At 60.6% G+C, this 24,466-nt stretch carries 29 protein-coding genes and 1 pseudogene; 16 read left to right on the top strand and 14 right to left on the bottom strand.

Annotated features, from left to right (window positions below; translation table 11 throughout):
• Nucleotides 1-7 precede the first annotated feature (7 nt).
• Genes OHD58_RS23320 through OHD58_RS23330 form a run of 3 tightly spaced genes read left to right on the top strand, consistent with a single transcriptional unit; the run spans nt 8 to nt 3,464 of the window.
• Nucleotides 8-1,279, top strand: a complete 1,272-nt coding sequence (locus OHD58_RS23320; protein WP_263805946.1) for an AMP-binding protein — start codon at nt 8-10, stop codon at nt 1,277-1,279.
• Complete coding sequence (locus OHD58_RS23325) at nt 1,279-2,622, top strand: DUF6005 family protein (protein WP_263805947.1); 1,344 nt, start codon at nt 1,279-1,281, stop codon at nt 2,620-2,622. The genes OHD58_RS23320 and OHD58_RS23325 overlap by 1 nt, the downstream gene beginning before the upstream one ends.
• Nucleotides 2,619-3,464 carry a sugar phosphate isomerase/epimerase family protein gene (locus OHD58_RS23330; RefSeq protein ID WP_263805948.1) on the top strand — a complete coding sequence of 282 codons (846 nt, stop codon included), beginning with the start codon at nt 2,619-2,621 and terminating at the stop codon, nt 3,462-3,464. Before OHD58_RS23325 ends, OHD58_RS23330 begins: the two co-directional genes overlap by 4 nt.
• Before the next feature lie 66 nt (nt 3,465-3,530).
• On the opposite strand, the gene OHD58_RS23335 is transcribed toward OHD58_RS23330, so the two are convergent.
• The 6 genes from OHD58_RS23335 to OHD58_RS23360 all read right to left on the bottom strand — a co-directional run bounded on the left by OHD58_RS23335 (nt 3,531) and on the right by OHD58_RS23360 (nt 9,701).
• Entirely contained in the window at nt 3,531-5,621 is a 2,091-nt protein-coding gene (locus tag OHD58_RS23335; RefSeq protein WP_263805949.1) for a TonB-dependent receptor domain-containing protein, read from the bottom strand.
• Nucleotides 5,622-5,788: 167 nt separating this feature from the next.
• Complete coding sequence (locus OHD58_RS23340; RefSeq protein ID WP_263805951.1) at nt 5,789-6,547, bottom strand: ABC transporter ATP-binding protein; 759 nt, start codon at nt 6,545-6,547, stop codon at nt 5,789-5,791.
• Complete coding sequence (locus OHD58_RS23345) at nt 6,544-7,518, bottom strand: iron chelate uptake ABC transporter family permease subunit (RefSeq protein WP_263805952.1); 975 nt, start codon at nt 7,516-7,518, stop codon at nt 6,544-6,546. The genes OHD58_RS23340 and OHD58_RS23345 overlap by 4 nt, the downstream gene beginning before the upstream one ends.
• Entirely contained in the window at nt 7,511-8,491 is a 981-nt protein-coding gene (locus tag OHD58_RS23350) for an ABC transporter permease (protein ID WP_263805953.1), read from the bottom strand. The genes OHD58_RS23345 and OHD58_RS23350 overlap by 8 nt, the downstream gene beginning before the upstream one ends.
• A complete protein-coding gene (locus tag OHD58_RS23355) occupies nt 8,488-9,390 on the bottom strand; it encodes a siderophore ABC transporter substrate-binding protein (protein ID WP_263805955.1) in 903 nt (300 codons plus the stop codon). The genes OHD58_RS23350 and OHD58_RS23355 overlap by 4 nt, the downstream gene beginning before the upstream one ends.
• Before the next feature lie 26 nt (nt 9,391-9,416).
• On the bottom strand, nt 9,417-9,701 hold the full coding sequence (locus tag OHD58_RS23360; protein ID WP_263805956.1) for a DUF2218 domain-containing protein: 285 nt from the start codon (nt 9,699-9,701) through the stop codon (nt 9,417-9,419).
• A 169-nt stretch (nt 9,702-9,870) separates the two neighbouring features.
• On the opposite strand from OHD58_RS23360, the gene OHD58_RS23365 reads away from it, so the two are divergent.
• The 3 genes and pseudogenes from OHD58_RS23365 to OHD58_RS23375 all read left to right on the top strand — a co-directional run bounded on the left by OHD58_RS23365 (nt 9,871) and on the right by OHD58_RS23375 (nt 12,004).
• Nucleotides 9,871-10,152 (top strand): hypothetical protein, encoded by a 282-nt coding sequence (locus OHD58_RS23365; RefSeq protein WP_263805957.1) that lies wholly within the window; start codon nt 9,871-9,873, stop codon nt 10,150-10,152.
• A complete protein-coding gene (locus OHD58_RS23370; RefSeq protein WP_263805959.1) occupies nt 10,134-10,760 on the top strand; it encodes a hypothetical protein in 627 nt (208 codons plus the stop codon). The genes OHD58_RS23365 and OHD58_RS23370 overlap by 19 nt, the downstream gene beginning before the upstream one ends.
• A gap of 548 nt (nt 10,761-11,308) precedes the next feature.
• Nucleotides 11,309-12,004: pseudogene (locus OHD58_RS23375) on the top strand (IS6 family transposase).
• Between the two features lie 272 nt (nt 12,005-12,276).
• On the opposite strand, the gene OHD58_RS23385 reads toward OHD58_RS23375, so the two are convergent.
• The 4 genes from OHD58_RS23385 to OHD58_RS23400 form a co-directional block, all read right to left on the bottom strand.
• Nucleotides 12,277-12,669, bottom strand: a complete 393-nt coding sequence (locus OHD58_RS23385; protein ID WP_263806098.1) for a LysR substrate-binding domain-containing protein — start codon at nt 12,667-12,669, stop codon at nt 12,277-12,279.
• 1,009 nt (nt 12,670-13,678) lie between these two features.
• Complete coding sequence (locus tag OHD58_RS23390) at nt 13,679-13,945, bottom strand: DUF1488 domain-containing protein (protein WP_263805960.1); 267 nt, start codon at nt 13,943-13,945, stop codon at nt 13,679-13,681.
• A gap of 15 nt (nt 13,946-13,960) precedes the next feature.
• The gene (locus tag OHD58_RS23395; RefSeq protein ID WP_263805962.1) at nt 13,961-14,257 is read right to left on the bottom strand and encodes a hypothetical protein; all 297 of its coding nucleotides are present in this window, start codon (nt 14,255-14,257) and stop codon (nt 13,961-13,963) included.
• A gap of 72 nt (nt 14,258-14,329) precedes the next feature.
• Nucleotides 14,330-14,704 (bottom strand): hypothetical protein, encoded by a 375-nt coding sequence (locus OHD58_RS23400; protein ID WP_263805963.1) that lies wholly within the window; start codon nt 14,702-14,704, stop codon nt 14,330-14,332.
• On the opposite strand from OHD58_RS23400, the gene OHD58_RS23405 reads away from it, so the two are divergent.
• From OHD58_RS23405 to OHD58_RS23450, 10 genes are all read left to right on the top strand, one after another.
• A complete protein-coding gene (locus tag OHD58_RS23405; RefSeq protein WP_263805964.1) occupies nt 14,705-15,037 on the top strand; it encodes a co-chaperone GroES in 333 nt (110 codons plus the stop codon).
• A 49-nt stretch (nt 15,038-15,086) separates the two neighbouring features.
• Nucleotides 15,087-16,715 (top strand): chaperonin GroEL, encoded by a 1,629-nt coding sequence (gene groL / locus OHD58_RS23410; protein ID WP_263805965.1) that lies wholly within the window; start codon nt 15,087-15,089, stop codon nt 16,713-16,715.
• Nucleotides 16,716-16,787: 72 nt separating this feature from the next.
• Nucleotides 16,788-17,180, top strand: coding sequence for a hypothetical protein (locus tag OHD58_RS23415; protein ID WP_263806099.1), 393 nt, complete (start codon nt 16,788-16,790; stop codon nt 17,178-17,180).
• A 71-nt stretch (nt 17,181-17,251) separates the two neighbouring features.
• The gene (locus tag OHD58_RS23420; RefSeq protein WP_263805966.1) at nt 17,252-17,419 is read left to right on the top strand and encodes a hypothetical protein; all 168 of its coding nucleotides are present in this window, start codon (nt 17,252-17,254) and stop codon (nt 17,417-17,419) included.
• Nucleotides 17,420-17,447: 28 nt separating this feature from the next.
• Nucleotides 17,448-17,726, top strand: coding sequence for a hypothetical protein (locus tag OHD58_RS23425; RefSeq protein WP_263805967.1), 279 nt, complete (start codon nt 17,448-17,450; stop codon nt 17,724-17,726).
• A gap of 64 nt (nt 17,727-17,790) precedes the next feature.
• Complete coding sequence (locus OHD58_RS23430; protein ID WP_318528288.1) at nt 17,791-17,967, top strand: hypothetical protein; 177 nt, start codon at nt 17,791-17,793, stop codon at nt 17,965-17,967.
• Nucleotides 17,968-17,970: 3 nt separating this feature from the next.
• Nucleotides 17,971-18,114: a hypothetical protein gene (locus OHD58_RS23435; protein WP_263805969.1), complete on the top strand. Its 144-nt coding sequence runs from the start codon at nt 17,971-17,973 to the stop codon at nt 18,112-18,114.
• 30 nt (nt 18,115-18,144) lie between these two features.
• Nucleotides 18,145-18,399, top strand: a complete 255-nt coding sequence (locus OHD58_RS23440) for a hypothetical protein (RefSeq protein WP_263805970.1) — start codon at nt 18,145-18,147, stop codon at nt 18,397-18,399.
• A gap of 220 nt (nt 18,400-18,619) precedes the next feature.
• Nucleotides 18,620-19,438, top strand: a complete 819-nt coding sequence (locus OHD58_RS23445) for a transglutaminase-like domain-containing protein (protein ID WP_263805972.1) — start codon at nt 18,620-18,622, stop codon at nt 19,436-19,438.
• Between the two features lie 160 nt (nt 19,439-19,598).
• On the top strand, nt 19,599-20,456 hold the full coding sequence (locus tag OHD58_RS23450) for a helix-turn-helix transcriptional regulator (RefSeq protein WP_263805974.1): 858 nt from the start codon (nt 19,599-19,601) through the stop codon (nt 20,454-20,456).
• Between the two features lie 312 nt (nt 20,457-20,768).
• Here OHD58_RS23450 and OHD58_RS23455 read toward each other — a convergent pair whose 3' ends face one another.
• The 4 genes from OHD58_RS23455 to OHD58_RS23470 form a co-directional block, all read right to left on the bottom strand.
• Nucleotides 20,769-21,821, bottom strand: a complete 1,053-nt coding sequence (locus OHD58_RS23455; protein WP_263805975.1) for a ThuA domain-containing protein — start codon at nt 21,819-21,821, stop codon at nt 20,769-20,771.
• 114 nt (nt 21,822-21,935) lie between these two features.
• The gene (locus tag OHD58_RS23460) at nt 21,936-22,580 is read right to left on the bottom strand and encodes a cysteine hydrolase (protein ID WP_263805976.1); all 645 of its coding nucleotides are present in this window, start codon (nt 22,578-22,580) and stop codon (nt 21,936-21,938) included.
• Between the two features lie 35 nt (nt 22,581-22,615).
• Complete coding sequence (locus tag OHD58_RS23465; RefSeq protein WP_263805977.1) at nt 22,616-23,899, bottom strand: TRAP transporter large permease; 1,284 nt, start codon at nt 23,897-23,899, stop codon at nt 22,616-22,618.
• 10 nt (nt 23,900-23,909) lie between these two features.
• A complete protein-coding gene (locus tag OHD58_RS23470; RefSeq protein WP_263805978.1) occupies nt 23,910-24,374 on the bottom strand; it encodes a TRAP transporter small permease in 465 nt (154 codons plus the stop codon).
• Nucleotides 24,375-24,466: the final 92 nt, after the last annotated feature.

Genomic DNA, 24,466 nt, shown 5'->3' on the forward strand with positions numbered 1-24,466 from the left:
CAGATACATGATCAGAATCAACGATACGGTCTTTGATCAGGCCTACTTCAATGACGCATCGGAGCGCATGGCAGCGGCCGCGCAACTCGACAAGCGCGCAGGCGAGCGTTTCGCGGTGTGCTTCTCGGAAGCACAAGACTGGCTGGCGTTCTTCTTCGCCGCCCGCGCCGCCGGCGTCAGCGTCTTGCCTCTGCATCCCTCGACGCCGTATGCGGCGGCGCGCCGCCAGGCGGAGACGGCGAAGTGTAACTGGCTGTTCTACAACCGGCAGGAAGGCGAGCCTGTCTGCGAGGAGCATGCGGACGAGCCCGGGCAGCTCTTGCAGATGAGTTCCGGCACGACCGGCGAACCGAAATGCATCGCGCGACCGTGGGAAGACATCGGCGACGAGATCGACAGTTACACGGCGGCATTTGTTGAACCGGAGGATATGACGCCATTGATCGCCTGTCCAACCACGCATTCCTATGGCCTGATCTGCGGCATACTGATGGCGCTGAAGCGCGGCCAGATGCCGACCATACTGGATACAGGCAATCCCAAATTCCTGCTGCGCAAGCTGCGCGAAACCGAGCGGCCGTACCTGATCTCGTCACCGGCGATTCTGCATACCCTTGCGCGACTGCTACCGGCCGGCGAGCAGATACACGCGACGATGACCTCCGGCACCCTTTTGCCCGAACCGTGGTTCAAAACGATCCGCGGCAAATCCAGGCACATGTTCCAGCAATACGGCTGCTCCGAAGCCGGCTGCATCGCGATAAATCCGGACGTTCAGGCGGCCAATGAGGTCGGTTATGTGCTGCCGCGCTTCTCGTTGCGAGGCCCTGGCACACAGGGCGCCCCCAAGGAGATCGCGGTCCAGCACGCAGGTGTGACGGTGGAGACCCGCGACCTCGGCTATCGCCGCGACGACGGCATGTTGGTGTTCCTGTCGCGCCTCGATGATCTGATCAACGTGTCGGGCCTCAACGTGTATCCGAAGGAAGTCGAGGACGTGGTCATGACCTTCGCCGGCATTGGTGATGCCGTCGTGTTCCGCAAGCAGGACGCATTTGCCGGCGAGCGTGTCGCGCTGCTGTTCAGCGCCGAACAGACGGTCGACCAGAGGCAGCTTCGGCAATGGTGCGCCGAGCGGCTGGTGGCGCACCAGATGCCGACCGAGGTCCTCCAGGTCGAGCGCATCCCGCGTCAAGCCAATGGCAAGATCAGCCGGCGCGAGGTGGCTGCCCGTCACGACGCGGGCGAATTCCAGGCGGCTCGGACGGAGGCGGCGTGATGACTTACGATCAATTATTCGGCGCGATCGAAACCGTCCTGCGCGACAAGCTCGGCCACCCGCATATGGATGGCTTCGCGCCTCAAGCGAGGCTGAACGAGGATCTCTATCTCGACTCCGTTCTGATCCTCGAAATCATGCTCGCTCTCGAACTCGACCACGGCATCGCATTATCCGAGGAGGTCATCAGCCGCCAGGATCTTGATACCGTGGACGACCTCGTACGGCTGTTCATCCAGGAAATCGAAACCGATCCGGAAGAGGTGGAACCGGCCAAGGAACTGGTTCTCATCCGCGCCGAAAGGGAAGCCGCCGAGCGGATCGGCGTGCACGGCGAGGACTACGTCGACATCAAGGTTCACTGCTTCGTCAGCAGCGTCTGCCACGCGGTAAAGCAGAAACTTCTCGATCACCGGCTGTTCTTCTTCGGTGTATGGGATGCGGGTTTCGCCATCGATGAGAGCTGGCGGCTGGCGTACCACGCACCTGAAATCAACCACGACTTCTTTCGTGACTGGTTCGAGCGCCTCTATGGCCCAGAGATTCGCCAATGGTACCGGGTAGACGACACCAAGTTGGGCAATCTGGCGACGATGCTGGAACTGCTGGAGCGCAAGAAGCCGAGCGAATACCTGATGGTCATGCTCGATCTCTTCCATCTGCCCGAGCGCGAGAACAAGTTCAACCAGAACCCGTTCCCGCACTACCTGATGCTGGAGAAAACCGACGATCTCGAGGTGTGGATGGTTCTCGATCCCGATTTCCGCTGGGAAGGCAGGATCGACAGGCAGAAGGTCATCGACGCCATCATGCAGCCGACCGTTGCGGGCGGCTTCATCTTCGACGCCGCCGACATCAGGAAACCGTCCGCTGTCGATGTGCGCGACTACTTCCTTGCCTGCTTCCATGAGGACGACAATCTGTTGACACGCGCCACCCGCGATATCGTCCGCGCGCATGTCGAGGGACGTGATGGTGTCAACCTGACCGATTTGTCGACGGCGCTGCGCGAACTGCCGGTCATCTCGATCCGCAAGTACGCGCTGGAGCATGGCTTCGCCTTTTTCTGGCGATCGCTGCAGCTCTCCAACGCCGGATTCGAAACGATCTGTGACGATATCGAGTCCCTGATCCAAGGGTTCAAGGCGCTTCATTACGCGATCATGAAGCTCAGCCGAACAGGCGACGAAGCCCTGGCGGCGGGAATATTCGAAAAGCTCGATGAGTTGGACGCGATGGAGCGCTCCCTGAAGGGCCGTCTCGCGCAAACCTACAGGGTGTGGTGCGACACGCGCGGCCTCCTGCATGCTCCGCGCCACGATGTGGAGGAAGCCGTCGCATGAGATTGTCGCTTTGCACGATCACGTTCCGCCATCACCTGCTGTCGCTGGAAGATATTGCGCGATGGGCGGCGGCGAACGATTTCCAGGGTATCGAACTGTGGGGCGCGCACGCGCGCAACATGCAGCATATGACCGACCGCAATGCGGCGTGGATGGCGGGGTTCGGGCTTTCCGTGCCCATGCTCAGCGACTATCTGCCTCTTGACGACGATCTGGCATCGCTGCGTCACGCCACGTCGAACCTCTGCCGTCTGGCCGGCCGTTGGGGGGCTGGCAAGGTGCGCACATTCGCCGGCAAATCGGCCAGCGGGGATACATCGCCCGAAGCCCGGTGGCGGTTATCGGCCCGGCTCAAGGACGCCTGCATGATGGCGCAGGACCAGGGTTGCCAGATACTGGTCGAAACACATCCGGGAACGCTTGCCGATACGCTGACGTCGACGCAGCGACTGATCGAGGAGGTCGACCATCCGGCCCTCGGCATCAATTTCGATACCTTGCATGTCTGGGAAGGTGGCGATGATCCGATCGCCGCGCACCGCGCCCTGCTGCCGCATATCCGGCACTACCATCTGAAGAATGTGCGCGCGCGCGCCGATCTCGCGGTGTTCGAGCCGGCGAATGTTTACGCGGCAGCTGGAAGGCGGGCCGGGATGACGGCACTGTTCGACGGCGCCGTCGACTATCTGGAATTCCTGGACGAACTGCCGGAGCACGACGAGGTCGACGCTTCGCTGGAATGGTTCGGCGGCGATTGCTTCAACATCCTCGCCAATGACGCGCGCAACATGCGCTTGCTGCGTGCCGACCGAGAAGCGCCGATCCGATCCGGAGCGGCATAAACCGCCCCACTTCAGGCGGAATTGCAAAGGCTGGCGCGAGTCTCCCCGCGCCAGCCTTTTTCGATGTCAGAACCGCGCCGTGGCGCTCAACCGGAACGAACGGCCGGGATCATAGTGCGGCATTACACCGTCGAAATCCTGCCCGTAGGCTGCGCGGTCCGTGTAGTTTTCGTCGAAGATATTGAGGGCGTCCGCCCGCAACGTGAAGTTCGGGCGCGAGGGCGGCGTCCATTCGAGGAAAGCATTCACCACCTCATAGCCGGGCAGTTCCTTCTTGGCGCTGGTTGGATCGGTCGGATGCCGCACCATCGTGCCGTCGTAGGCGAGTGCGATCTCGACGTCGCCGCCGACTTTCAGTCCCCAGTCGTCGAACGTGTAACCCGCACCGATCATGATGATCTGCCCGAGCGGCGTCGTCAGGTAGCGGCCGATCTCGGAATCGGCGGGCACATCGTCGACATCGGCATCGATGTCGGCGTATTTCACGCTGACGAAGCCGGCATCCCAATCGTAGCGTCCGCCGATTTCCCAGCCTTTGGAGACGAGATCGAGGGTTCGGATCGACGTCAGTTCGGGAACGGGTGCGCCGCGTCCGAATACCGGCAGGCGTGCGTCGCTGATATCGGTGCGGAACACGTTCGCCTCGAAGGTGAAGCCGTTGTAACGCGCCTCCAGACCGGCGGTATAGTTGTTGGAAGTCACCGGCTCGGGGCCGCCGCCATAAGTCCAGAGCGGGTTCTGCAGATAGTTTTCCGCCAGCGGAACAGCGCCCCAGACATGCGAGGTGCCGGCCTTGACCGTCAGGAATTCAGGCAGCAGGTCGTATTCGCCCGAGATGTTGCCGCTGATACCGGCGTTCTTCCACTCCGTACCGTCGACGCCGGTGAACCATTGGTGGTCGGCGCGCCCCCCAAACGAGATCCTGGCCCGGTCGAAGGGCTCCAGGCGCGCCTGGGCATAGGCGCCGACATTCGTGGCGCGTTCATCGGTGAAGAACGGCGCCGTCGCGTTCTTGTAGTCCAGGTCGGCCTTGTCGTTGTAGAAATCGAAGCCGGCAGTGACGCTGCCCATGTCGAGCGCAAACCGGTTTTCCACCTTGCCGTTGAAGCTGCTGGTCGCGCCCTCGGTCGGCGACACAATGTCGGGGTCGAAGCGGTCCGTTTCCAGAGTTCCTATCTGTGTGCGGCTGTAAGCGAACACGATCTTGGGGTCCCACCATCCTTCAGGTGTTGTATCCGTATAGGTGAAGACAGTGTTCTGGCGTTGTAGGTCGTAGTTCCGGACTTCAGGCTCCGCGCCGCGGTTGATGTAGACATTGGCGCGATAGGGACGCAGCGCGTTGTCGCGCACCTGCTCGTGGCTGAGCTCGAAGCGATGGCCATCGACAGCCTCATAGGCGATCTTGCCCAGCCCACTGATGAGGTCGGTGCCCGTCCCCAGCATTTCGTCGCCATTGCCGGAGGTGAAATTGCCACCATGGCCGTAGTTGATGTAGCCGAGATATTCGAACCCGTTCTGCTGGCCGAAGGCGCTCACGCCGGTGGTGAATGTCTCGCTGTTGGTGTCCCAGATGCCGGTGACGAAACCGCCGAAATTGCGGCCAGGCTCCAGCAAGTCGACAGCGTCCTTGGTCTCGAACCCGAGCGAACCTGCGAGCGCGGCTGGACCGGCATCGGCCGGTGCGACGCCCGCCTGCACCGATGCAGCCTTCAGGAGCGCCGGATCGAGCAGATATGTGCCGTTGTGGTGGAATACCTTGTTGTTCTGTCGTGACCCGTCGACGGTCACAGCCAGATTGTTCTCGTCGACGCCGTTGACGTAGATCTTCTGCGTGCTGGGGATCGCCCCGCCTACAGCGATTTGCGGCTCGCCGGAGAACACCTCCCTCAAGTCCTGCGGTTTCTTGCGGTCGATCTCCTCCTGGTCGATGGTGATCAGATCGGCGCCGGCCGTGGCGTTCGCGCCCGCACCCACGTCGACAACGACAACGGTATCGAGTTGCGTCACTCCGCCAGGAGCCGGGCTTTCTCCTTCTTCTTCGCTCGAGGTTCGCGATTCCGCTTCCCGCGCCGGAGCCGACTGTGCCAGCGCGTCGGGACACACAAAAAAGGACATCGCTGTACTAACGGTCAGCGCGCGCAGAATATCGGATGACATCAACTGAATTCCCCTCGACAACTTGTGGCCCCCGCCGCCGCGAACGCGCCAGCTTCCGACTGCCTTAGCGCATCGTGGTGTTGTCGACAATAAAGTTGATAAAAAAAATCCAGTTTATGCAAGCTACTGTAACTACTGTGCTCTTCAGAACACACCAGGTTTACATGTCATGTGTGGTGCAGCACCGCCAACCGCCCCGCGACCCGCTCCACCAGCATGGGAAAGCCGAAAATGCTCTCCAGGACGTCCGGTCTGATGATCGCCTCGGTATCCCCCGAGGCTACGACGGCGCCGTCCTTCATTGCCACGATCCGGTCTGCATGAGCCGCCGCGTGATTGATGTCGTGGAGCACGATGAGCACGGTCTTTCCGTGCTCGTCCCCAATGCGTCGCAGCGTCCGCATGAGGTTTCTGGCGTGGAACATGTCCAGGTTGTTCAACGGCTCGTCCAGAAGGATGTAGTCCGTTCCCTGACAGAAGGTCATGGCGACAAGGGCGCGCTGCCGTTGTCCGCCCGATAGGGTATCGATGAAGCGCAGCGACAGATCGCCGAGGTCGAACTGTTCCAGAGATGCCGCGACGATTTCCCGGTCCTGCGCCGTCAATCTTCCGCGGTGATGCGGGAAACGGCCGAAACCCACCAGTTCGGCGACGCGCAGGCGGCTTGCGACGCCAGGATCCTGGCGCAGGATGGCCATGACCTTCGCCAGTTCGCGGCTTGGCGTCGTGTCGACCGCCAGTCCGTCGACGGTGATGCGGCCGCTTTGGAGAGGTTGCAGGCGGGCAATCAGCGACAGCAGGCTAGACTTGCCGGCGCCATTGGGGCCGACAAGCGCCGTGACCCCGCCTTTCGGCACCGTAAGGTTCACATCGTTGAGGATGCCGCTGCCGCCAAGGGTCAGGGATACGCCTGAAATCTCGATCATCGTCGGCCCGATGCAAACAGAATGGCAAGGAACACGATTCCACCGGCGAACTCCACTACGATGCCGAGGCTGCCCTCTCCCCCGAGAGCGTGCTGAAGCACGGTCTGGCCGCCCACGAGCACGATTATCGCCGTCAACGCCGCCGCCGGAATAAGCACGGCGTGCCGGTTGGTACCGACGATGCGTTGGGCGAGTGAAACGACCAGCAGCCCCAGAAACGCCATCGGCCCAACCAACGCCGTTGATGCCGACACCAGCGCGGCGACAAGAACGAGAAGCCCGGCGGCGGTGACGCGCCATGCAACGCCAAGCCCGATTGCGGTGTCCGAGCCCAGCGCGAGCACATCGAGAACATGCCGCGCCCGCCATGCGATGAAGGTGCCCGCCACCGTAATCGCGGCAGCGAGCAGCAGCAGTTCGGGTTCCACCGCGTTGAAGCTTGCGAAGACCGCACCTTGCAGCACCGCGAAATCGTTGGGATCGATGAGCCTGGCCAGCAACGTCGTCAGGGAGCGGAAAAGTACACTGAGCACGACGCCGGTCAGCAACATCAGCGTCAGATCGAATTGGCGGCGCAGCATCGGCAGGAACAGCACAAGCGCCAAACACGTCATCGCCATGAAATTGCCGAGGAAGTGCAAGCGGGGATCGATGCCGGCAAAACCGAAGCCGCTCAGCGTAAAGACAAGCGCGGTCTGGCAGAAGATGTAGAGCGCATCCAACCCCATGATCGACGGGGTGATGATGCGGTTTGCGCAAACGGTCTGGAACACGACCGTCGAAACCGCCACCGCCACGCCGACCACGACCATGGCCGCCAGGCGGACCGAGCGCAATTCGAGCACAAAGGCCAGGTTGCCGCGCAAGCCGATCGTCATGTACGCCAGACAGGCCAGCAATGCCGCCGCCGCCATGATCGCCACGCGGAAATCGGGCCGCACCATGTCGCGTTGCACGGCGGTTTCAGTCATTGCGGTTTCGGCCGAGCAACAGGATGAGGAAAAGTACCGCGCCGACGACGCCAAGAACCGTGCCGACCGGCACTTCGTAGGGGAAGCGGATCAGCCTGCCGATCATATCGCAGGCAAGCACCAGCGCCGCGCCCCCTCCGGCGACCCACGGCAGGGTGTGGCGGAGATTTTCCCCGGCGAAGCGGGATACGATGTTGGGCACGACAAGACCGACGAAAGGGATGGTCCCGACAACGACCACGATGAGCGCGGTGACGGCCGAGACGATGACCAGGCCGAACCGCAGCACGCCGGCATAGTTGAGGCCAAGCCCGATGCTGGCGTCCCTGCCCATCGAAAGAATCGTCAACCTGTCGGCGGTCCACAAGGCCAGCGCGACCAGCGCGCCCGCAACCCACAACAGTTCATAGCGTCCGCGCAGGATGCCGGAAAACTCGCCCGTCATCCATACTTCGACATATTGCAGGAGGTCCAATCTCCAGGCCAAGAAGGTGGCGACGGCACCGATGACGCCGCCATAAACGAGCCCGAAAAGGGCGACGAGGAAAGGCTGCGTGGGCGGCAGCCTGTGGGCAAGCATGAGAAATAAAGATGTTCCCGCGAGCGCGGTCGCGGCAGCACCCGCGGCCTTCCAGCCAAGCGCGGCATTCGGCCAGACCAGCGTCACGACCAGTATGCCGAGTGCAGCCGATTGCGCGGTCCCGGCCGTCGCCGGCTCGACGAAACGGTTGCGGGCAAGTGTCTGCATCACAAGGCCGGCGATGGCCAGTGCGCTGCCGGCCAGGAGGGCGGCCAGTGTGCGCGGCAGCCGGCTGACCATCACCAGCCGCAAGGCTTCCGGATCGGAAACGAGGCTGCGGATGGACAGGTTGGTGACGCCGACGAACAGGCTGCCGACAAACAGCGCAGCCAGGGTTGCGATGGCGATGGCCTGAAAGGCGAAGCCTGGGCGGCCGATGGTGGCAGCTGTCATTGCGTCTGCGAGAAGGCGTCTCGGATCGTCTCGAGCACGCGCTGCATCGACCGGACGCCGCCCGCCGCGATGTAGAAATCCGCTGCCGGCACGTGGATAATCTGCTTCTTCTTCCAAGCCGTGGTTTCGGCCACCAGTTCGTTGTCGAGCGTCGCCATCGCGTTCTGCTCGCCCGACCCGATCGCCGCGGCGCGGTCAAGCACGATGAGCCAGTCCGGGTTGGCATCGCGAACGAACTCGAAGGAAATCGCCTCACCATGGGTGGCGGCCTCGACATCCTCGACGGCAGGCGGGAGCTCGAGCGCCGCGTGCACCCAACCGAAGCGGGAGCCCTTGCCGTATGCCGTCACTTTCGGGCCGCTCGTCATCAGGATCAGCGCCTTGCCCTTGCCTTTGACTGCCTCGCGTGTCGACACGAGCAAGGCGTCGAGTTCTGCGGCAAGCGCGGTGGCCTCGGCCTGTTTGTCGACCAGGGCACCATACGCCGCGAGGCGCTGTTTGGCCTGCGCGAACAGGTCGTCGCCGTCCATCGTCATATCGATGGTCTGCGCAATCCGGCTGGTGGCGGCCAGTTGCGGCGAGGAGCGCCCGCCGAGAATGATCAAGTCCGGCGCCAGTGCGCTCAGGGCCTCCATGTCAGGTTCGAAGATGGTGCCGACGACTTCGGCGCCATCCTTTAACCGGGCGAGTTCCGGCACGTAGAGATTCTCGGGCAGGCCGGCGATCTTCACCCCAAGGCTGTCGAGCGTATCGACCGCCGCTATGTCGAAGACGGCGAGCGTCTGCGGCGTCTCGCCGACGCTCACCGGTCCCTTTGCCGTCTCGATTTCGGTACCTGTCGCCTGAGCGAGGAAAAGAGCCAATGCGGGCAGCGACAGGGCTGATGTGAACCATCTCATGAGCGAGTTCCGGATCGAATGGCCGCTCAGCCTTGCCAGGCCAGCGGCTGCAGATTTTCGCGAAAGGCAAAGCGGACAAGATGCGATTCGATGACCTGCTTGGTCTCGCTCAGCGCCTCGGCGTCCGCAGCTTCAACCCGTATCTCCAGTTCCTTCGGGCCGGCGTCCATCTTGGCGGTGCCGCAGGAAAAGCGGCACTCTCCACGCCCATCGCCATATTCCACCTCAACCTTGTGCGCGAAATGTTTGCAGAGCTGCTGGAGGTATTTGTCCGCATATGGCGTTTCGCAATGCGCTGTCGCGGTGAGCATCGAGGCCTCTTAATATGAGAATTAAGCTCCACTTATCGCAAACCCCACTTTCAGGCAAGGTTACGACGGGTGGTCCCCCTGTCAGCATCTGTCAGGAATATTTTCTCCCCTTTATCCCCACCCTTCCAACCACCCGCATAATCCTTCTCACAGTTTGGAAGGAACGGCGATGGACTGGACTGCGGCAATCGAGAAGAACCGGGAGGCGCTGAAGCGCATCCTGGCCGCACTCGTCGCCATGGCCGGGCTCGCCGGCGCTGACCCCGGATTCCCCTCCCCCTTGCGGGGAGGGGTTAGGGGTGGGGGTACCCTTCCCCGCCATCTCCACCGCGCCGTGCTCCGTTTGCTGCGTCCGGCCGAAGCGGCGACGCGGCGGCTGATCATCGTGGCGGCGCGCGGCATTATCGTTCCGCCCCCTCCACCACGCTCCGCGTGGTCCCCTCCCCCGTAAACGGGAGAGGATCAAGGTCGTGCCGGCTTCACCGCTTCGGATCCTCCCTTGCACAGCGGGGGAGGGGGACCGCCGAAGGCGGTGGAGGGGGCAGAGCGACAGTCTCCGGCGGTGGAGGGGGCATCGCAAAACCGCACGTCACCCGTCCGCTCACCCTGCCGCTTTTCGACCGGCTTCCGCGCTGGAATATCCGCGCCCGCCGTCCGGCCGCCAACAGCGTGCCGCGCATCTCGGTGCCCGGCATTACCACGCCGTTTCCCATCGTGCCCCGCCGCATGCCAGCGCCCGGCGACCCGGTCGACACCACGCGCCTCGGCCGCCGGCTCGCCACACTTTCCTCGGCTCTCGACGGCCAGCCGCGCCAGGCAAAACGCTTCGCCCGCTGGCGCGCGCGCCGCGACGCGATCCGCGCGGAGGAAAAAAGCCGTGACACCACCACGCAAAGTGGCCATCTCCCACAAGTCGGCCGCCGGCCGCATCGGAACTGGCCACTGCGCCCCGGCCGCCCGCCCGGCTGGCGCCGAAAGCCAGACCACGAGGTCCACGAGGTTCTTGACGTCGTCCACGGCTTGGCCTTCTGGGCGCTGGAGCGTCGCGACACCTCCTGACGGAGTCCGCCAGGAAAGGCCGTCAGATAGGCTAGGTCTGTTTACCGATAGGTCGCGAAGGACGCCGGGTCACTCCCACTCCATTATATCCTAGCACATAAACCTTTGATTTCAATCAGGAATAATCTTTCAAATTTTTTGCATACCGTCAAAAATACCGTCACAAAACTGCCTAAATCCAAATCTGCGACAGAACAGGTCGCTGTATCCGAACACCGCCGATCTCCGCACGGTTCAAGTGTTCCTCTCGCATACGCATGTTGCGCCGCGCTGCTCTTAAGCAGAGAGTTTACACATGGCAGAAAAGTTGGTCGAGGCCGGTCTTGAGATCGATACTGGAGAGTGGGCTCACGCGTCGGTTCGAACAGAGCGACAGGGCTACACATCCACTGGGCATGGTTTGCGGTTCATACGCCGCACGAGTGAACGCTGGCTGGGTGCGTCGTTCCTGCTGGCAAGTCACCCCACGCTTCACGGGGCTCTGTCGCAAACGGCACGGTAACGTTGTCTGGAGCATGAAAGCTCTTCCATTTCAGGGGAGCTCGTCGATGTTCAGTGGCCGCCACTTCGACCAAACGGCAATCCTGCTGTGCGTACGCTGGTATCTGGCTTATAATCTCAGCCTTCGTGATCTGGAAGTGATGATGGCCGAGCGCGGCATTCACGTCGACCATTCCACGGTCCATCGTTGGGTCGTTCATTTCGCGCCGCTGCTGCTTGAACGCTTCAACCGGAGAAAACGTTCGGTCACCGGCAAGTGGCACGTTGATGAAACTTATATCCGGGTGCGCGGCCGCTGGATGTATCTCTACCGCGCCGTCGACAGCGTGGGCGACACGGTCGAGTTCTTCTTCAGCGAAAACCGTGATCTGCCGACCACCAAGCGCTTCATCCGCAAAGCGCTGAACCGTCATGGCCGACCAGATCGTATCGTCATTGATGGTAACCAGACTAACCGGGAAGCAATCATTGCGTGCGATGGCGAGAGCCGGCTTCGGGATCGCAACGGCTACTGAAGCGGATCCGCATCCGGCAAAGTCCATACTTGAACAACAGGATCGAACAGGACCATCGTCGAATCAAGCGCCGGATCCGGCCCATGCTCGGCTTCAAAATCGACCACCTGCGCAGCAACCATCCTGTGCGGCATTGAAATGATTTACATGATGCGGAAACGACAGGCGAGGTACGCGCACAATCCAGCACCGTCACTTGTCGAACAGTTTGAAGTCCTGGCCGCGTAAAAAATGAGCAGAAGCCTTTCCGCGTCTCACCTTCGAGTTTGCGACAGAGCCACGGAAACCGGTAGTAGAGCCAAACGGCTCGCGCGATGATCTCCGGCGGAAAGCGATGGTTCTTGTAACGGGCAGCGGCTTCAGACATGTGCCGATGCCTAGCGTCAAACCTTTACCGAGAAGACAATGTGACAGCCCCGTCCAGGCTCATTCCAGGTTTCCGTTACCATCGATAGAGTGGATTGGTTGCGTATAGGCAGCGCGGCTCAGTCGCAATCTCGCTACGACGTCGCGATGGGTTGAAGGGAAGGAATTTCCTTCAGCAGTTCGCGCAGCATCGCCACGAAAAGAACGACGATCGGCGATTTTTCCGCCTCGGCCTTCCGATAGAGGCTGAACTCCCGCATCATCGCCGACCAGGTGCCGCCAAGTTTTACCAGCGTACCATCGCGCAGGTCTTTCTCGAAGGCGTGGATCGGACCCGCGGCAATCCGGTCCGATGACAAGACAAGTGCCTTGGTGGCAGAGATCGAGGCGGTCGAGATCACATTTTTCGGTACCGCCACGCCGTCGCGGCGGACCCATTCGTCGAAGCGCACCCGCAGGATGCCGCCGACGTCCGGCATCACCCAGGCGTAGCCGGCAAGCATCTTCGGCTTCCGCCTCTTCTCCAGTTGCCTCTTTACGAAGGCGTTCGTGCGGGAGGAGCTCGTTGATCAGTGCCTGGTCAATTGAGGGACGCCACGCATAGGGGCGGCTTGAAATATAAATGTGCGCCCGTTGCAGCGCTCCCTGGAGACGTGCCGCGAAGGCGCCAATCGCCGATTCGAATGCACGCGGCTCGGAAAGACGGATTTCGTCGACAGAGTCGAGGAAGAACCAAGCTTCGTCGGACCCGTGCAGCCAAGCTTCGAACGATCCTGAAGACCCCACCTCGAAGGCGGAGCCAAAGGTGTCATCGATGTCTTCAAGCCGCAGGAAAAATGACGGCTGACCAGCGCTGGCCATGCGTTCAGCCGCTGATTTCAGCTCATAGGTTTTACCTGCGCCGGCATCAGCGAGGATGATGACGCGGTGTTGATCGAGGAGGTTTTGCCAGGTCTTGCGATCGCCGCGACTTAAGCTTGGCCATAGTTGGTCAAGCGGGACCTCGTCCGTCAGATAGGGCGCCGGGACCGGTGTAAAGCCGCGCTGTAGCGCGGAACTGCCGACATCAAATATTATCGTGCACGAAGCTTGCGACCGCGCTGGTCACGGCACCACGCAACAAGGGGCGCAATCGCGACTGGCCATAGGCTAACATTACTTCGCAAGTAGATACCCCCTCCCTTTTGACGGAACATAACAGTTTCTCACGCACTGACTAGACTGACGCCGCAAGTCGAAATTAACCTCTCTTTTCGCACCCGATGGATAACGCCCGTTCTCAGATAGGTCCCAAGGGCGACCGTTTGTCGTGGCTGCCCGTCTAAATGAAGAATGGCAGCTATCAGGATGGCCGGCGCGAGCAACGAAAGGCAACAACGGGCGCGTTGCGGCCTGGCAGGTTCGGGGCCGAGAGCAGACCGGCAGCTTCGGGCCTGCGAATATTCTAGAGCGGATCAGGTGTGGGCATTGTCGGAACCTGACCCTTACAACAAACTGCAATGCCTGGATAAGGTCAGTTGCGGTCGTGACGCTGCGTTACAGGAAATCGCTTCGTGTCAGCAGGTAGACGTTCCTGCGGCCGTGCGAATAGGCTTTTTGCGCGACGGCATGGATTTTATCGCGGGCGCTGTCGAATGCCGCCAGATAGCCCGCTTCGGCCGTCGGTGCAGCCGATTTGGCGGTTGCGAGCGCGTCGAGTTCGACCCCGAAGGGTATTTCAAACATGCCGTCATGGCCGATAAAGCGGACACGCTGCCCGGCTTCGTCGTAACTGCGGCTTCGGTTTGGAAAAGTCAGTGTCATGATCTCAAGCTCCGGTTAGAACCGCGTGGCAAACGTCTGCCGGAGACTCGATGCCCGGCGTCTCCTAGCATTGCGCGCATTAAGAAAGATCATCGTCGAGGTGGCTTCGGTTTCGCCGAGGCCGGCCATCGGCCGGCCTTCCAGCTCCGCCGGCGCGCCGCTGAAAACGTGATAGATCGTCCACGACTTGTCCGGTTCGACCCGTCGACCGTAATGGTGGCTCATGTCGCCGTGATCCGGCGCGCCGCCTTCGTTTTCCCAAATGCCCAGTTCGCGCGCTTTGGAATCTTCTCGATGGTTATAGTCGTTCATGACGGCACCTCTCAATGTGGGATAAAAGCCCGCAGCAGCCGATGGGGTAGCTGGCGCTGCGGAAAGATTGCGCTACCAGGCACCGCCAAAAAACGTCGAATAGACGATGACGACGAGCGCGGCAGCGACCGCAACCCGGATCAAAAAGCTGCGGTAATCGAAAACAAAAATATCTGGCGTAAGGTGATTTTTCACGGGTGGCCTCCTTTGTAATTTGATTATCGGCCAGAAATTTACCCTACCACACAGATAATGATCTGTGCCGCGCAAAACAATTTTAAATAAATATTCGCCGCCGGGCTTTTTTTGATAAATTACTGCCCGAGGCAATACTTTTAATATTTCGCGCTCGCGAATTAAATGTCTGGCACTCCTATCAATCGAGTGCCAATGAGCGTATGAAGGTGTGTGGCTGCCCAATGCGCCGGCCGCAGAAAGAATTCCCAAATGAAATTCCGGCCACTTCACGACCGCGTCGTCATTCGACGTGCGGAAGGCGATATCAAATCCAAAGGCGGGATCATCATTCCCGACAATGCCAAGGAAAAACCCCAGCAAGGCGAAGTCGTCGTCGTCGGACCGGGTTCCCGCGACGAAAGCGGCAAGCTCGTTCCGCTGGATGTCGCCCCTGGCGACATCGTGCTTTTCGGCAAATGGTCAGGCACCGAAATCAAGATCGACAATGAGGATCTGCTGATCGTCAAGGAGGCCGACATCATGGCCATCGTCGACAGGCCGAAGGCGGACAAGTCGAAGGCGGCTGAAAAGAAAGCCGCCTGATCGCAATCTTCGCCCGCAAAATTAAATCGAGCCCGAACAGGACAGAACCATGTCTGCCAAGGAAATCAAATTCTCCACCGATGCGCGTGACCGCATGTTGCGTGGCGTCGAAATATTGAACAACGCCGTCAAGGTGACGCTTGGTCCGAAGGGCCGCAACGTCATCATCGATAAGGCCTACGGTGCCCCGCGCATCACCAAGGACGGCGTTACCGTCGCCAAGGAAATCGAGCTTGAGGACAAGTTCGAGAACATGGGCGCGCAAATGGTGCGCGAGGTCGCTTCCAAGACCAACGATCTTGCTGGCGACGGCACCACCACCGCAACTGTCCTCGCCGCCTCCATCCTGCGCGAGGGTGCCAAGCTGGTTGCCGCCGGCATGAATCCGATGGACCTGAAGCGCGGCATCGATCTGGCCGTGACCGCCGTCGTCAAGGACATCCAGGCCCGCGCCAAGAAGGTCAAGTCTTCGGACGAGATCGCCCAGGTCGGCACCATCGCCGCCAATGGCGACGCCACCATCGGCAAAATGATCGCCAAGGCTTTCGACAAGGTCGGCAACGAGGGTGTCGTCACCGTCGAGGAGGCCAAGACCGCCGAAACCGAACTCGATGTCGTCGAAGGCATGCAGTTCGACCGCGGTTACCTCAGCCCCTATTTCGTCACCAATGCCGAAAAGATGCGCGCCGAGCTGGAGGACCCCTACATCCTGCTTCACGAGAAGAAGCTCGGCAATCTGCAGGCTCTGCTGCCTATCCTCGAAGCTGTGGTGCAGTCGGGAAAACCACTGCTGATCCTCTCCGAAGATGTTGAGGGCGAGGCGCTGGCGACGCTGGTCGTCAACAAATTGCGCGGCGGCCTGAAGGTCGCGGCGGTCAAGGCACCGGGTTTCGGCGATCGTCGCAAGTCGATGCTGGAAGATATCGCCATCCTCACTGGCGGTCAGCTGATATCCGAGGATATCGGCATCAAGCTCGAAAACGTCACCATAGACATGCTCGGCCGGTCAAAGCGTGTGGTTATCGACAAGGACACCACTACGATCATCGACGGCTCCGGTGAAAAGACCGGCATCACGGCGCGCGTTCAGCAAATCAAGGCGCAGATCGAGGAAACCACCTCCGACTACGACAGGGAGAAGCTGCAGGAACGCCTGGCGAAACTCGCCGGCGGTGTCGCCGTGATCCGCGTCGGCGGCGCGACCGAGACCGAGGTCAAGGAAAAGAAGGACCGTATCGACGATGCGCTGAACGCCACCCGTGCGGCGGTCGAGGAAGGCATCGTTGCCGGCGGCGGCGTAGCGCTGCTGCGTGCCAGGACCGTCCTGGCGACGCTCACCGGACCGAATGCCGACGTGACGGCCGGCATCTCTATCGTTATGCGGGCGCTTGAAGCGCCGATCCGGCAGATCGCCGAAAACTCCGGTGTCGAGGGTTCGATCGTCGTCGGCAAACTGATGGACGGCAAGAACCAGAATCTCGGGTTCAACGCCCAGACGGAAGCCTATGTCGACATGATCAAGGAGGGCATCGTTGATCCCGCCAAGGTGGTGAGGACCGCCCTGCAGGACGCCGGCTCGATTGCGGCGCTGCTGATTACAGCTGAAGCCATGATCACCGACATCCCGCCCAAAGATGCGCCTGCTGCCGGCAATGGTGGCGGTGGCATGGGTTACTGACCGATGCCTCAACCCTTCGGCCATCGCGGCCTGAAGACGAAACCGAAGCAGGAAACCGGAAGGACCATCTCCATGGCCGTGCAGAACAACACCAAACAATCCCTGGCGCAGCGCTGGGAAAGCTATCAGCCCTCCAAATCGGTGGTTGCCTGGGCATGCGTTGCGACCGCGATTGCAACCATGTTCATCGGCTTCAGCTGGGGCGGATGGGTCACCGGCGGCACCTCGCGGACACTGGCGACGACTGCCGGCGACGTGGCGCGCGGCGAACTCGCTTCGGTCGTCTGCGTCGAGAAGTTCAAGGCCGCTCCTGATTCGGCCGCCAAGCTCATCGAGCTCAATGCCATAACCGACAGCTACAAGCGGCGGCAGTTCGTCGAGACCGGTGGCTGGGCCACCATGCCTGGGCAGACATCTCCAGACCGGCGTGCCGCCGAAGGTTGTGCCCTCGCGCTCGCAATCTGACCTCTCGCGACAAGACCAACCGCCGGGCATACGCTCGGCGGACTTTTTCCCACCGAGCAAGGAACCTGACGATGATCGCCTATCAACCCAAACCCAGTGTATCGCCTGTCCTTAAAGAGACCGAGGAAAACCGGTTCGAGCGTATTCGCAAGGAGATCGCGGACAGGCATCGCAAAGCCGATACCGATGGAACACGCCGCCGTGACAGGCAAACGGCGGAGGATAACCGTCTCATCTAGGGGCGAAAACGAGACCCGTGAGAAATGCATGTCGACCCGCACCACCCACTCCGTCGTCCACTTCTCCGCGCCCTTCGCACTGCGCGGGGTCGACGAGATCCTGCCGCCCGGCGATTATGCGATCGACGAGGACGAAGAACTCATCGATGGAATTTCCTGGCTCGCCTATCGGCGCGTCGCGACGTTCATCCATTTTCCTTCGGTGGCGTCGAACAGCAGGACAAGCCAACTGATTGCGATCGATCATGCCGAACTCGAAGCGGCGTTACAGCAGGATCGGACAAAAGAGCATGATGGATCAAGATAGGCAGAAATTGCCAGTCCATCGTTTTGCGATTGGCCAGACCGTCCGCCTGCAGAGCAGCTTTGACATGGCTCTCAGGACCGCTGAACTTTACCGCATCACCGGCACGCTGCCCTCGCGGGACAATTCACCGCAATACCGCATCCGCAGCGACCAGGAGCGGCACGAGCGGGTTACGACCGAAGACAGCCTTGAGGAAGTGGAAACGCCTCAAGGCGGCGCTACCCCGAACAAAGGAGCCTAAAAAATGGCCAAAGGCCAGCAACGCAGCAATCGCGAAATTCGTAAACCGAAGAAGCAGAAGGCGGCGGCAAAACCTGAAAGCACGTTTGGCAGCCAGATCAAACTCGCTGCAAATGCAAACGCTCCGGGTGGCAAGGACAAGCGCTGACTGCTGGCGTAATCTGCCGAGATCGCATCGATGAAGGTAGTGATCGAATTCTACCGCACCCGCAGTTCCGATGACGCGCATGCACTCGTTGGGCGCGAGGTGCGGGAGGCACACGATGTTGCCGATGCCATCGAATTCGGACAGCGCCTGTCACAGACTCTCGATATGCCGCAGCGACCTGACGCGATGACCATAATCGACGCAGACGGCGAAACACTCCATTCCTGTGTTGTCGACGCCGATGCAATCAACAAAGGCGATCATCATGAAACGCCAGAACAATGAATTTCGCGACGGCTATCAGGGCATGTTCGAGGGTTCCGCTTTCTGTCGGCACGGGCGCGTTGGCAATGCCGGGCAGGATGGACCTGCGTGCAGCGGATTTCCTCAGTGCCTTCGACGCAGCGGGCCGTTCAGCCGATGAAATCGCACGTGAAGTCTATCCTCATGGCCACTGCACGTCCTACATGCTGACAGGCGCAGTTTTTCCGTTAGGCGCACCCGCATGTTGATCCGCTATGGCTATGAGATCACGCTGACCTGCCAGCAGCCCACTGCGTTGGTATGCCTGCTATCAGTCCACGAGGATCGGGCGGCCGATATCAGAAATCCGGAAACGACGTTCACCACTCCCGACGTTCCGGTATCGACCTACCTCGATCTGTTCGGCAACCGATGCCGGCGCCTCGTCGCACCGGCCGGCGACCTGACGATGTGGGGTGACGCCACGATCAAGGACGACGGCAAACCGGACCGAGTGCTCCCTGAAGCCCGGGAACTCGCGGTGCCGGAACTGCCAGACGATTGCCTTGTCTACCTTATGGGCAGTCGCTATTGCGAGACCGACCGGCTCAGCCAGATTGCATGGGACCTATTCGGCACGATCCCGCCCGGCTGGGGCCGCGTGCAGGCGATCTGCGATTTCGTCCATGCCCACATCCATTTCGACTACATGCAGGCTCGCGCGACGCGGACGGCTTTCGAGACATTTAACGAACGCGTCGGCGTCTGTCGCGACTTCGCGCATCTGGCGCTGACTTTCTGCCGCTGCCTCAACATTCCCGCCCGCTATGTCAACGGCCATCTCGGTGACATCGGCGTCCCAGTCGCCGATCCGATGGACTTTAGCGCTTGGATCGAGGTGTTCCTCGATGGTACATGGCACACCTTCGATCCGCGCAACAACGTCCCGCGGATCGGCAGGATTGTGGTGGCGCGCGGCCGAGATGCAGCCGACATACCTCTCATCAATTCCTTCGGACCGCATGTCCTGAAATCGTTTCGGGTATGGACTTACGAGGTGCCGAACCTGCAACGCACCTAAGCGCATCTCGCATGAAGCCCAGAGACAAGAAGGCTAACAATCGGCGAGCGATGGCCAGCCATAAGCGTCACCGGAGACATCAAGGTCCAGTGCAGCCAACCAGATAGTCCGCTGAATAAGCATTCCCGACGGTTACTCGCTGGGGCTGAGATGTCTTCAAATGGCGACCAAGATCTCCAGCATGGTCACCCGCGATGTCTGCCTCTTGGGAGGCAAAGTTTGGCTCTATGGCCGACACAGAGGCGCGCTGCTGACTGGCATCCTTTGGCGCCGTGTATGGACGGCTCTCCGTTGGCAAGGGGTTCTTGAGCTTTGCCGTTGCTGGTTGGTGCGGCCATGTATCCGACCTGTAGGTGCGGCTATCCATGTGCCGCTGGCCATAATCGGTCCGCATATCTCCCAGTCGTTCGAACTAATGCGCCATATCCCCAGCCTGATCGAGGGGGAAGACTACCGATCAACTGCCGAAATGTCTCCCAATGCCCTATTTTTCCTCGATCGAAAGGGGCGACTGGTGCATGCCAATCGTCCCGGACGCACGTTGCACAGCGAAGCATCAATCGTGCGGGTCGATCGTGATGGGCACTTTCACCTCCACGACCCGCAGGCTGAGAGGGCACTGCACGCCACACTGGGCGCGATTGCAAGGGCTGACTTCCAGAAGCTGCGGGGGAATTTCCTAATTAGTCGTACAAACGGTCTGCCCGTGGAGGCGACGATAGCCCCGATTGAGCGCAACGCCACGCCACTCATTTTCGATCAGATATTCGAAAACCTTCCGATTGCTACGCTGGTGTTGAAGAGCCAGTCCGACGCAGCCACCCTGCTCGAGGGCTGTGGACTGACCCCCGCGGAGTTGGCGCTGGCCCAATCGATAGCCAAAGGACTGTCTCCCCGCGAACTTGCCGACAGTAAGGGCATCAGCATCAATACGGTGAGGACGCAGCTAAAAGCGGTCTACTCAAAGACCGGGACTACCCGTCAAAGCCAGCTCGTGGCACTGATGCTGCGCGGATAGTTCGCTACAGACGTCCACGTCGAGCTCCTGAGACGGGCCAAGACGGGTCTGACGAACAACCTTTTCATTGGCGATAAAATCACGTCGGATCACCCATATGGGTGACGTGTGACGTCCAGACATATGCGACAGGATCGTACACGTCGTGCCAGGGCATCGACGGGTACCACTAAATCGGAATATTGCCAACTTTAGCGGGAGCCGGTCAGGCCCCGACGGCTCCCGCCATTTTTAAAATCGCTACGATGCGAATGGCCCGCACCTTAGCGCGGCGGCTGCGACGATGTACATGCTGCCACAGTAGTACAACTGCTAAACAAAGATACGCGTTGCGTTGGCCCGCGCCCACTCCTTGGCCTCCGGCGAGGCGGACCATTTGATCGCGTTCAGCATCAATCGCCGAAAGCTCGGATGCGACCAAGCATTATTGTCGTGGCCGGGCTGTATGTAGACCACTGGCGTGTTCTCGGCGGTCTTGACCCAGCCCGCGAGGTTGCTGCCCGGCGGGTGGCCTTCGCCGGCGTTGGCGCCGTTCGGCGCATGGGCGAATTTTTCCACTGTCGGCTCGAAATCGGTACGCAGAAGCGGATGCACCGAATCTTCCAGGATGGGACAGAGATACGGCTCATCGACGATGTCGAAGTCGCCCACGCCTTCGGTGATGGGATGGGCGGTGTCGACAACGGTGATACGCTGTTCGGTGCCCTGGCGGTAGCCGGACTTGGGATAGTCTTTGCCGCGCACATTCTTCACTCCCAGACCCCAGTCGGCCGCCGCGCCCATCATCTCGATGTAGGCGTTGGTGCCGTTGACACCTGCGGGCCAACTGTGGACCCATGAAGCGAGCGCGTGGTGGAAGAGAACGAAACCCTTGTCACCATTGGTCAGCAGCTGCTTCAGATCGGCCTGCAGCTTTTCCGATGGCGGCGGATAGTCGTAGGTTGACCTCCCGTTCGGCCCCATGCCGGTCATCTTGCGGCCGGCGAAGGCGTCGTAGAACAGGAAGACGTCGAAATCCTCGGCCAACGCCGGATCGAAGAAATACTCCGCCGCCGGATGCTCGACATGGCACCAGGTGATCTCCTCGCCAAAAGTGTCCAGCATGCGGAACAGATTCTCACGGTCGAAGGCATGGTAGCTCGAGATGAATAGCACCCGGATTGGGCCATAGCCGCCTTGTTGCGGGAGCCCCTGCGTGCCGGTGCTGTTGATTGGCGCGCCTGTGCCCCTGGGACCAAGCGGCTCGTTGGCGCCGGCCGTAGTTTGCGCCTTCGCCACGATCGGCAGCGCCGCCGCAGCAGCGACGCCGCCGAACAGCGTACGGCGTGATAAACCCTTGATAGGGCTACCTTTATGGTCCGTCATCGTAAATCTCCTCTACTTCGGTGGATTGTCAGCATGGACGGCGGACTCCTCCGCCGCGCTCAAGCGGAGCGCCAGCATGTTGCAAGCTCCTTGCTTGCGGGGCTCTTGCAGATTTCAGGTCGTTTCGTAGCCGCGGGTTTTGACCTCGGACTTTGCCTTGCCGCCCAGTTCGGCGAGCCACTCTTCGTGGGTCATGGGCTGCGAGAACATCGGAAAATTCTTGGCGCAGGCGTGGTCCTGCTCCTCCTGGCTCAGTGCCGCCGTGCAGTCTGTGAGCGTGACGACGCTGTAGCCCTTCTCGTATGCGACACGCATGGTCGATTCGACACAGCAATTCGTCAGGAAGCCGCTGAGCGCGATGTCGGTGATGGCCCGGCTGCGCAGGATGAAATCGAGATTGGTGCTCTCGAAGCCGCAGAGTCCGCGCTTACCCTCGACCACGATGTCGCCCGCGTCGGGGGTCAGCACGTCGACGATCTGCGAGCCCCACTCGCCCTTGAGGAACGAGTTCGAGTCGACCACGCCCTTCAGGATCCCGTAAGGCTCTTGCCGCAGTTCGCCATAGCCGGTGGCGAAGCTGATCGGCACGTGCAGGATCGTTGCACCGAGCCCGCGCGCCTTGTTCACGGTCTCGACCGTGTTCTGCAGCATGTTGGTCTTGTCCATCACGGGCTTCACCGCGTCGTGGAGCGTACCGCCAGGCGTGGTGAAATCGTTCTGGAATTCGATCAAGACCAGGGCTGTATTCTTGGGATTCATTCTACGATCTCCATGGGTTGAGCAGTGTGCTTGCCCTAACGGTGACTGGGATAGACCCAGTCCCGCAGGAACAGGGTGATCGGTGGGAAGTAGGTGATGATGAGCAGGCACACGCAGATCACCAGAACGAAACCCACGAGCCGCGTGATGATCTGATCGAGGGAAATGCCGGCGACCTGGCAGGCCGCGAACAGATTCACTCCGAAGGGCGGCGTGATCATGCCCATCGCCAGATTGACCACCATGACCAGACCGAAATGGACGGGATCGATGCCGAGACTGATGGCGATCGGTGCGAGGATGGGCGACAGCACGATCACCGCCGAGTTCGTCTCGATGAACATGCCGATCACGAACAAAGCGAGATTGACGCCGAGCAGGAACATGTAGGGGTTGCTCAAATTCTCGATCAGCCAGGCCGCCATATGATCCGGCACGTTGGCTCGGGTGATGAGGTAGCTGAACACGCCTGCATTCGCGATGATGAACATCACGACCGCCGACGAGATGACGGACTTCTCAAGCGCCACGACTAGGTCGCGTGGCCGCAGTTCCCGATAGAGAAACATGCCGACGACGATCGCCGCAAAAACCGCAACGATCGACGCCTCCGTCGGCGTCGTCGCACCGCTGTAGATCCCTCCGAGAATGACAACCGGAAGCATAAGCGCGGGAAGAGCCTGCCAGGTCGCCTTGAAGAAGGAAAGCCTGCCATCGAGGTCCTGCTTTCCGTAACCCCTAATGCGGGCCGTTATGAGGACATAGCCTATCAGCGCGCCACTGATGAGGATGCCGGGGCCGAAACCGGCAATGAAGAGTTCGCCGACCGACACCTGCGCGGTGACGCCGTAGAGGATCATCGGAATGGACGGCGGAATGATGACGCCGAGTTCGGCCGAAGTTGCCTGCAACGCGGCCGCATAGTTCACCGGATAGCCATGCCGCACCAGCGCCGGGATAAGGATTGCGCCGATGGCGAAAGTGGTCGCGATGGACGAACCCGAAATTGCGGCAAAGAGCATGCAGGTGAGCACGCAGGTCGCGGCGAGACCGCCCTGAACGCCGCCGACGATGGACTTGGCGAAATTCACCAGCCGAAGCGAAATCCCGCCCCGCTCCATGATGTTGCCGGCAAGGATGAAGAAGGGGATCGCCGCCAGGGGAAACTTGTCGATGGCGCTGTACATCTCCTTCGGCAGGATCAGCAGCGAAGAATTCGTGGTGTAGAGATAGAGGATATTCGCCAGGCCGATGGAAATTGCGACGGAAACGGAGAACGCAAGACCGAGGCACATGACGATGAGAAGAAGAATCGGCATTTTGCTCGCCTCACTGCGCGGTTTCGAGTTCTTCGTGCTTGGGCTCTAGATAGTTTCCAATCACGGCGATCATCGCCAATGCGGAACCGATCGGCAGCGAGATATAGGCCCAGAACATCTTCAGCGGCTCCAGGCCGATGATCGTTTGGACATTGCCCGCCATCAGGGAGAATCGCATCCCCCACCAGGTGAGTGTGATGAGAAACGCCAGCGTGACGGCCGTTATGAAAATCTCAAGCTTGGGCCGGAACCAGGGAGAGGACTTGCGATACATCAGATCTACCGAGATCATGGCGCCGCGCCGGAATGCGATCGGGATACCCATGAAGACCATCCAGATCAGCAGTATCCGGATTGATACCTCACTCCAGGGAGTGGGCAGCTTGAGCACGAACCGGGTGAATATCTGCATGAGGCCGATCATTGAGGCGATGCCGAACAGCGTGCAGGCCAGCCACAATGTCGCATGCGTCAAGATACGTTCGCAGCGTAGGAACTCTTCTCTCATCTTTGGCTAACTCTGCGTGAAAGGTAGGCGACCCGCCGGCGGCAAGGCGCAAGGTGAAA

It is taken from the genome of Mesorhizobium sp. ZC-5 (assembly GCF_025753855.1).
Taxonomy (GTDB): domain Bacteria; phylum Pseudomonadota; class Alphaproteobacteria; order Rhizobiales; family Rhizobiaceae; genus Neomesorhizobium.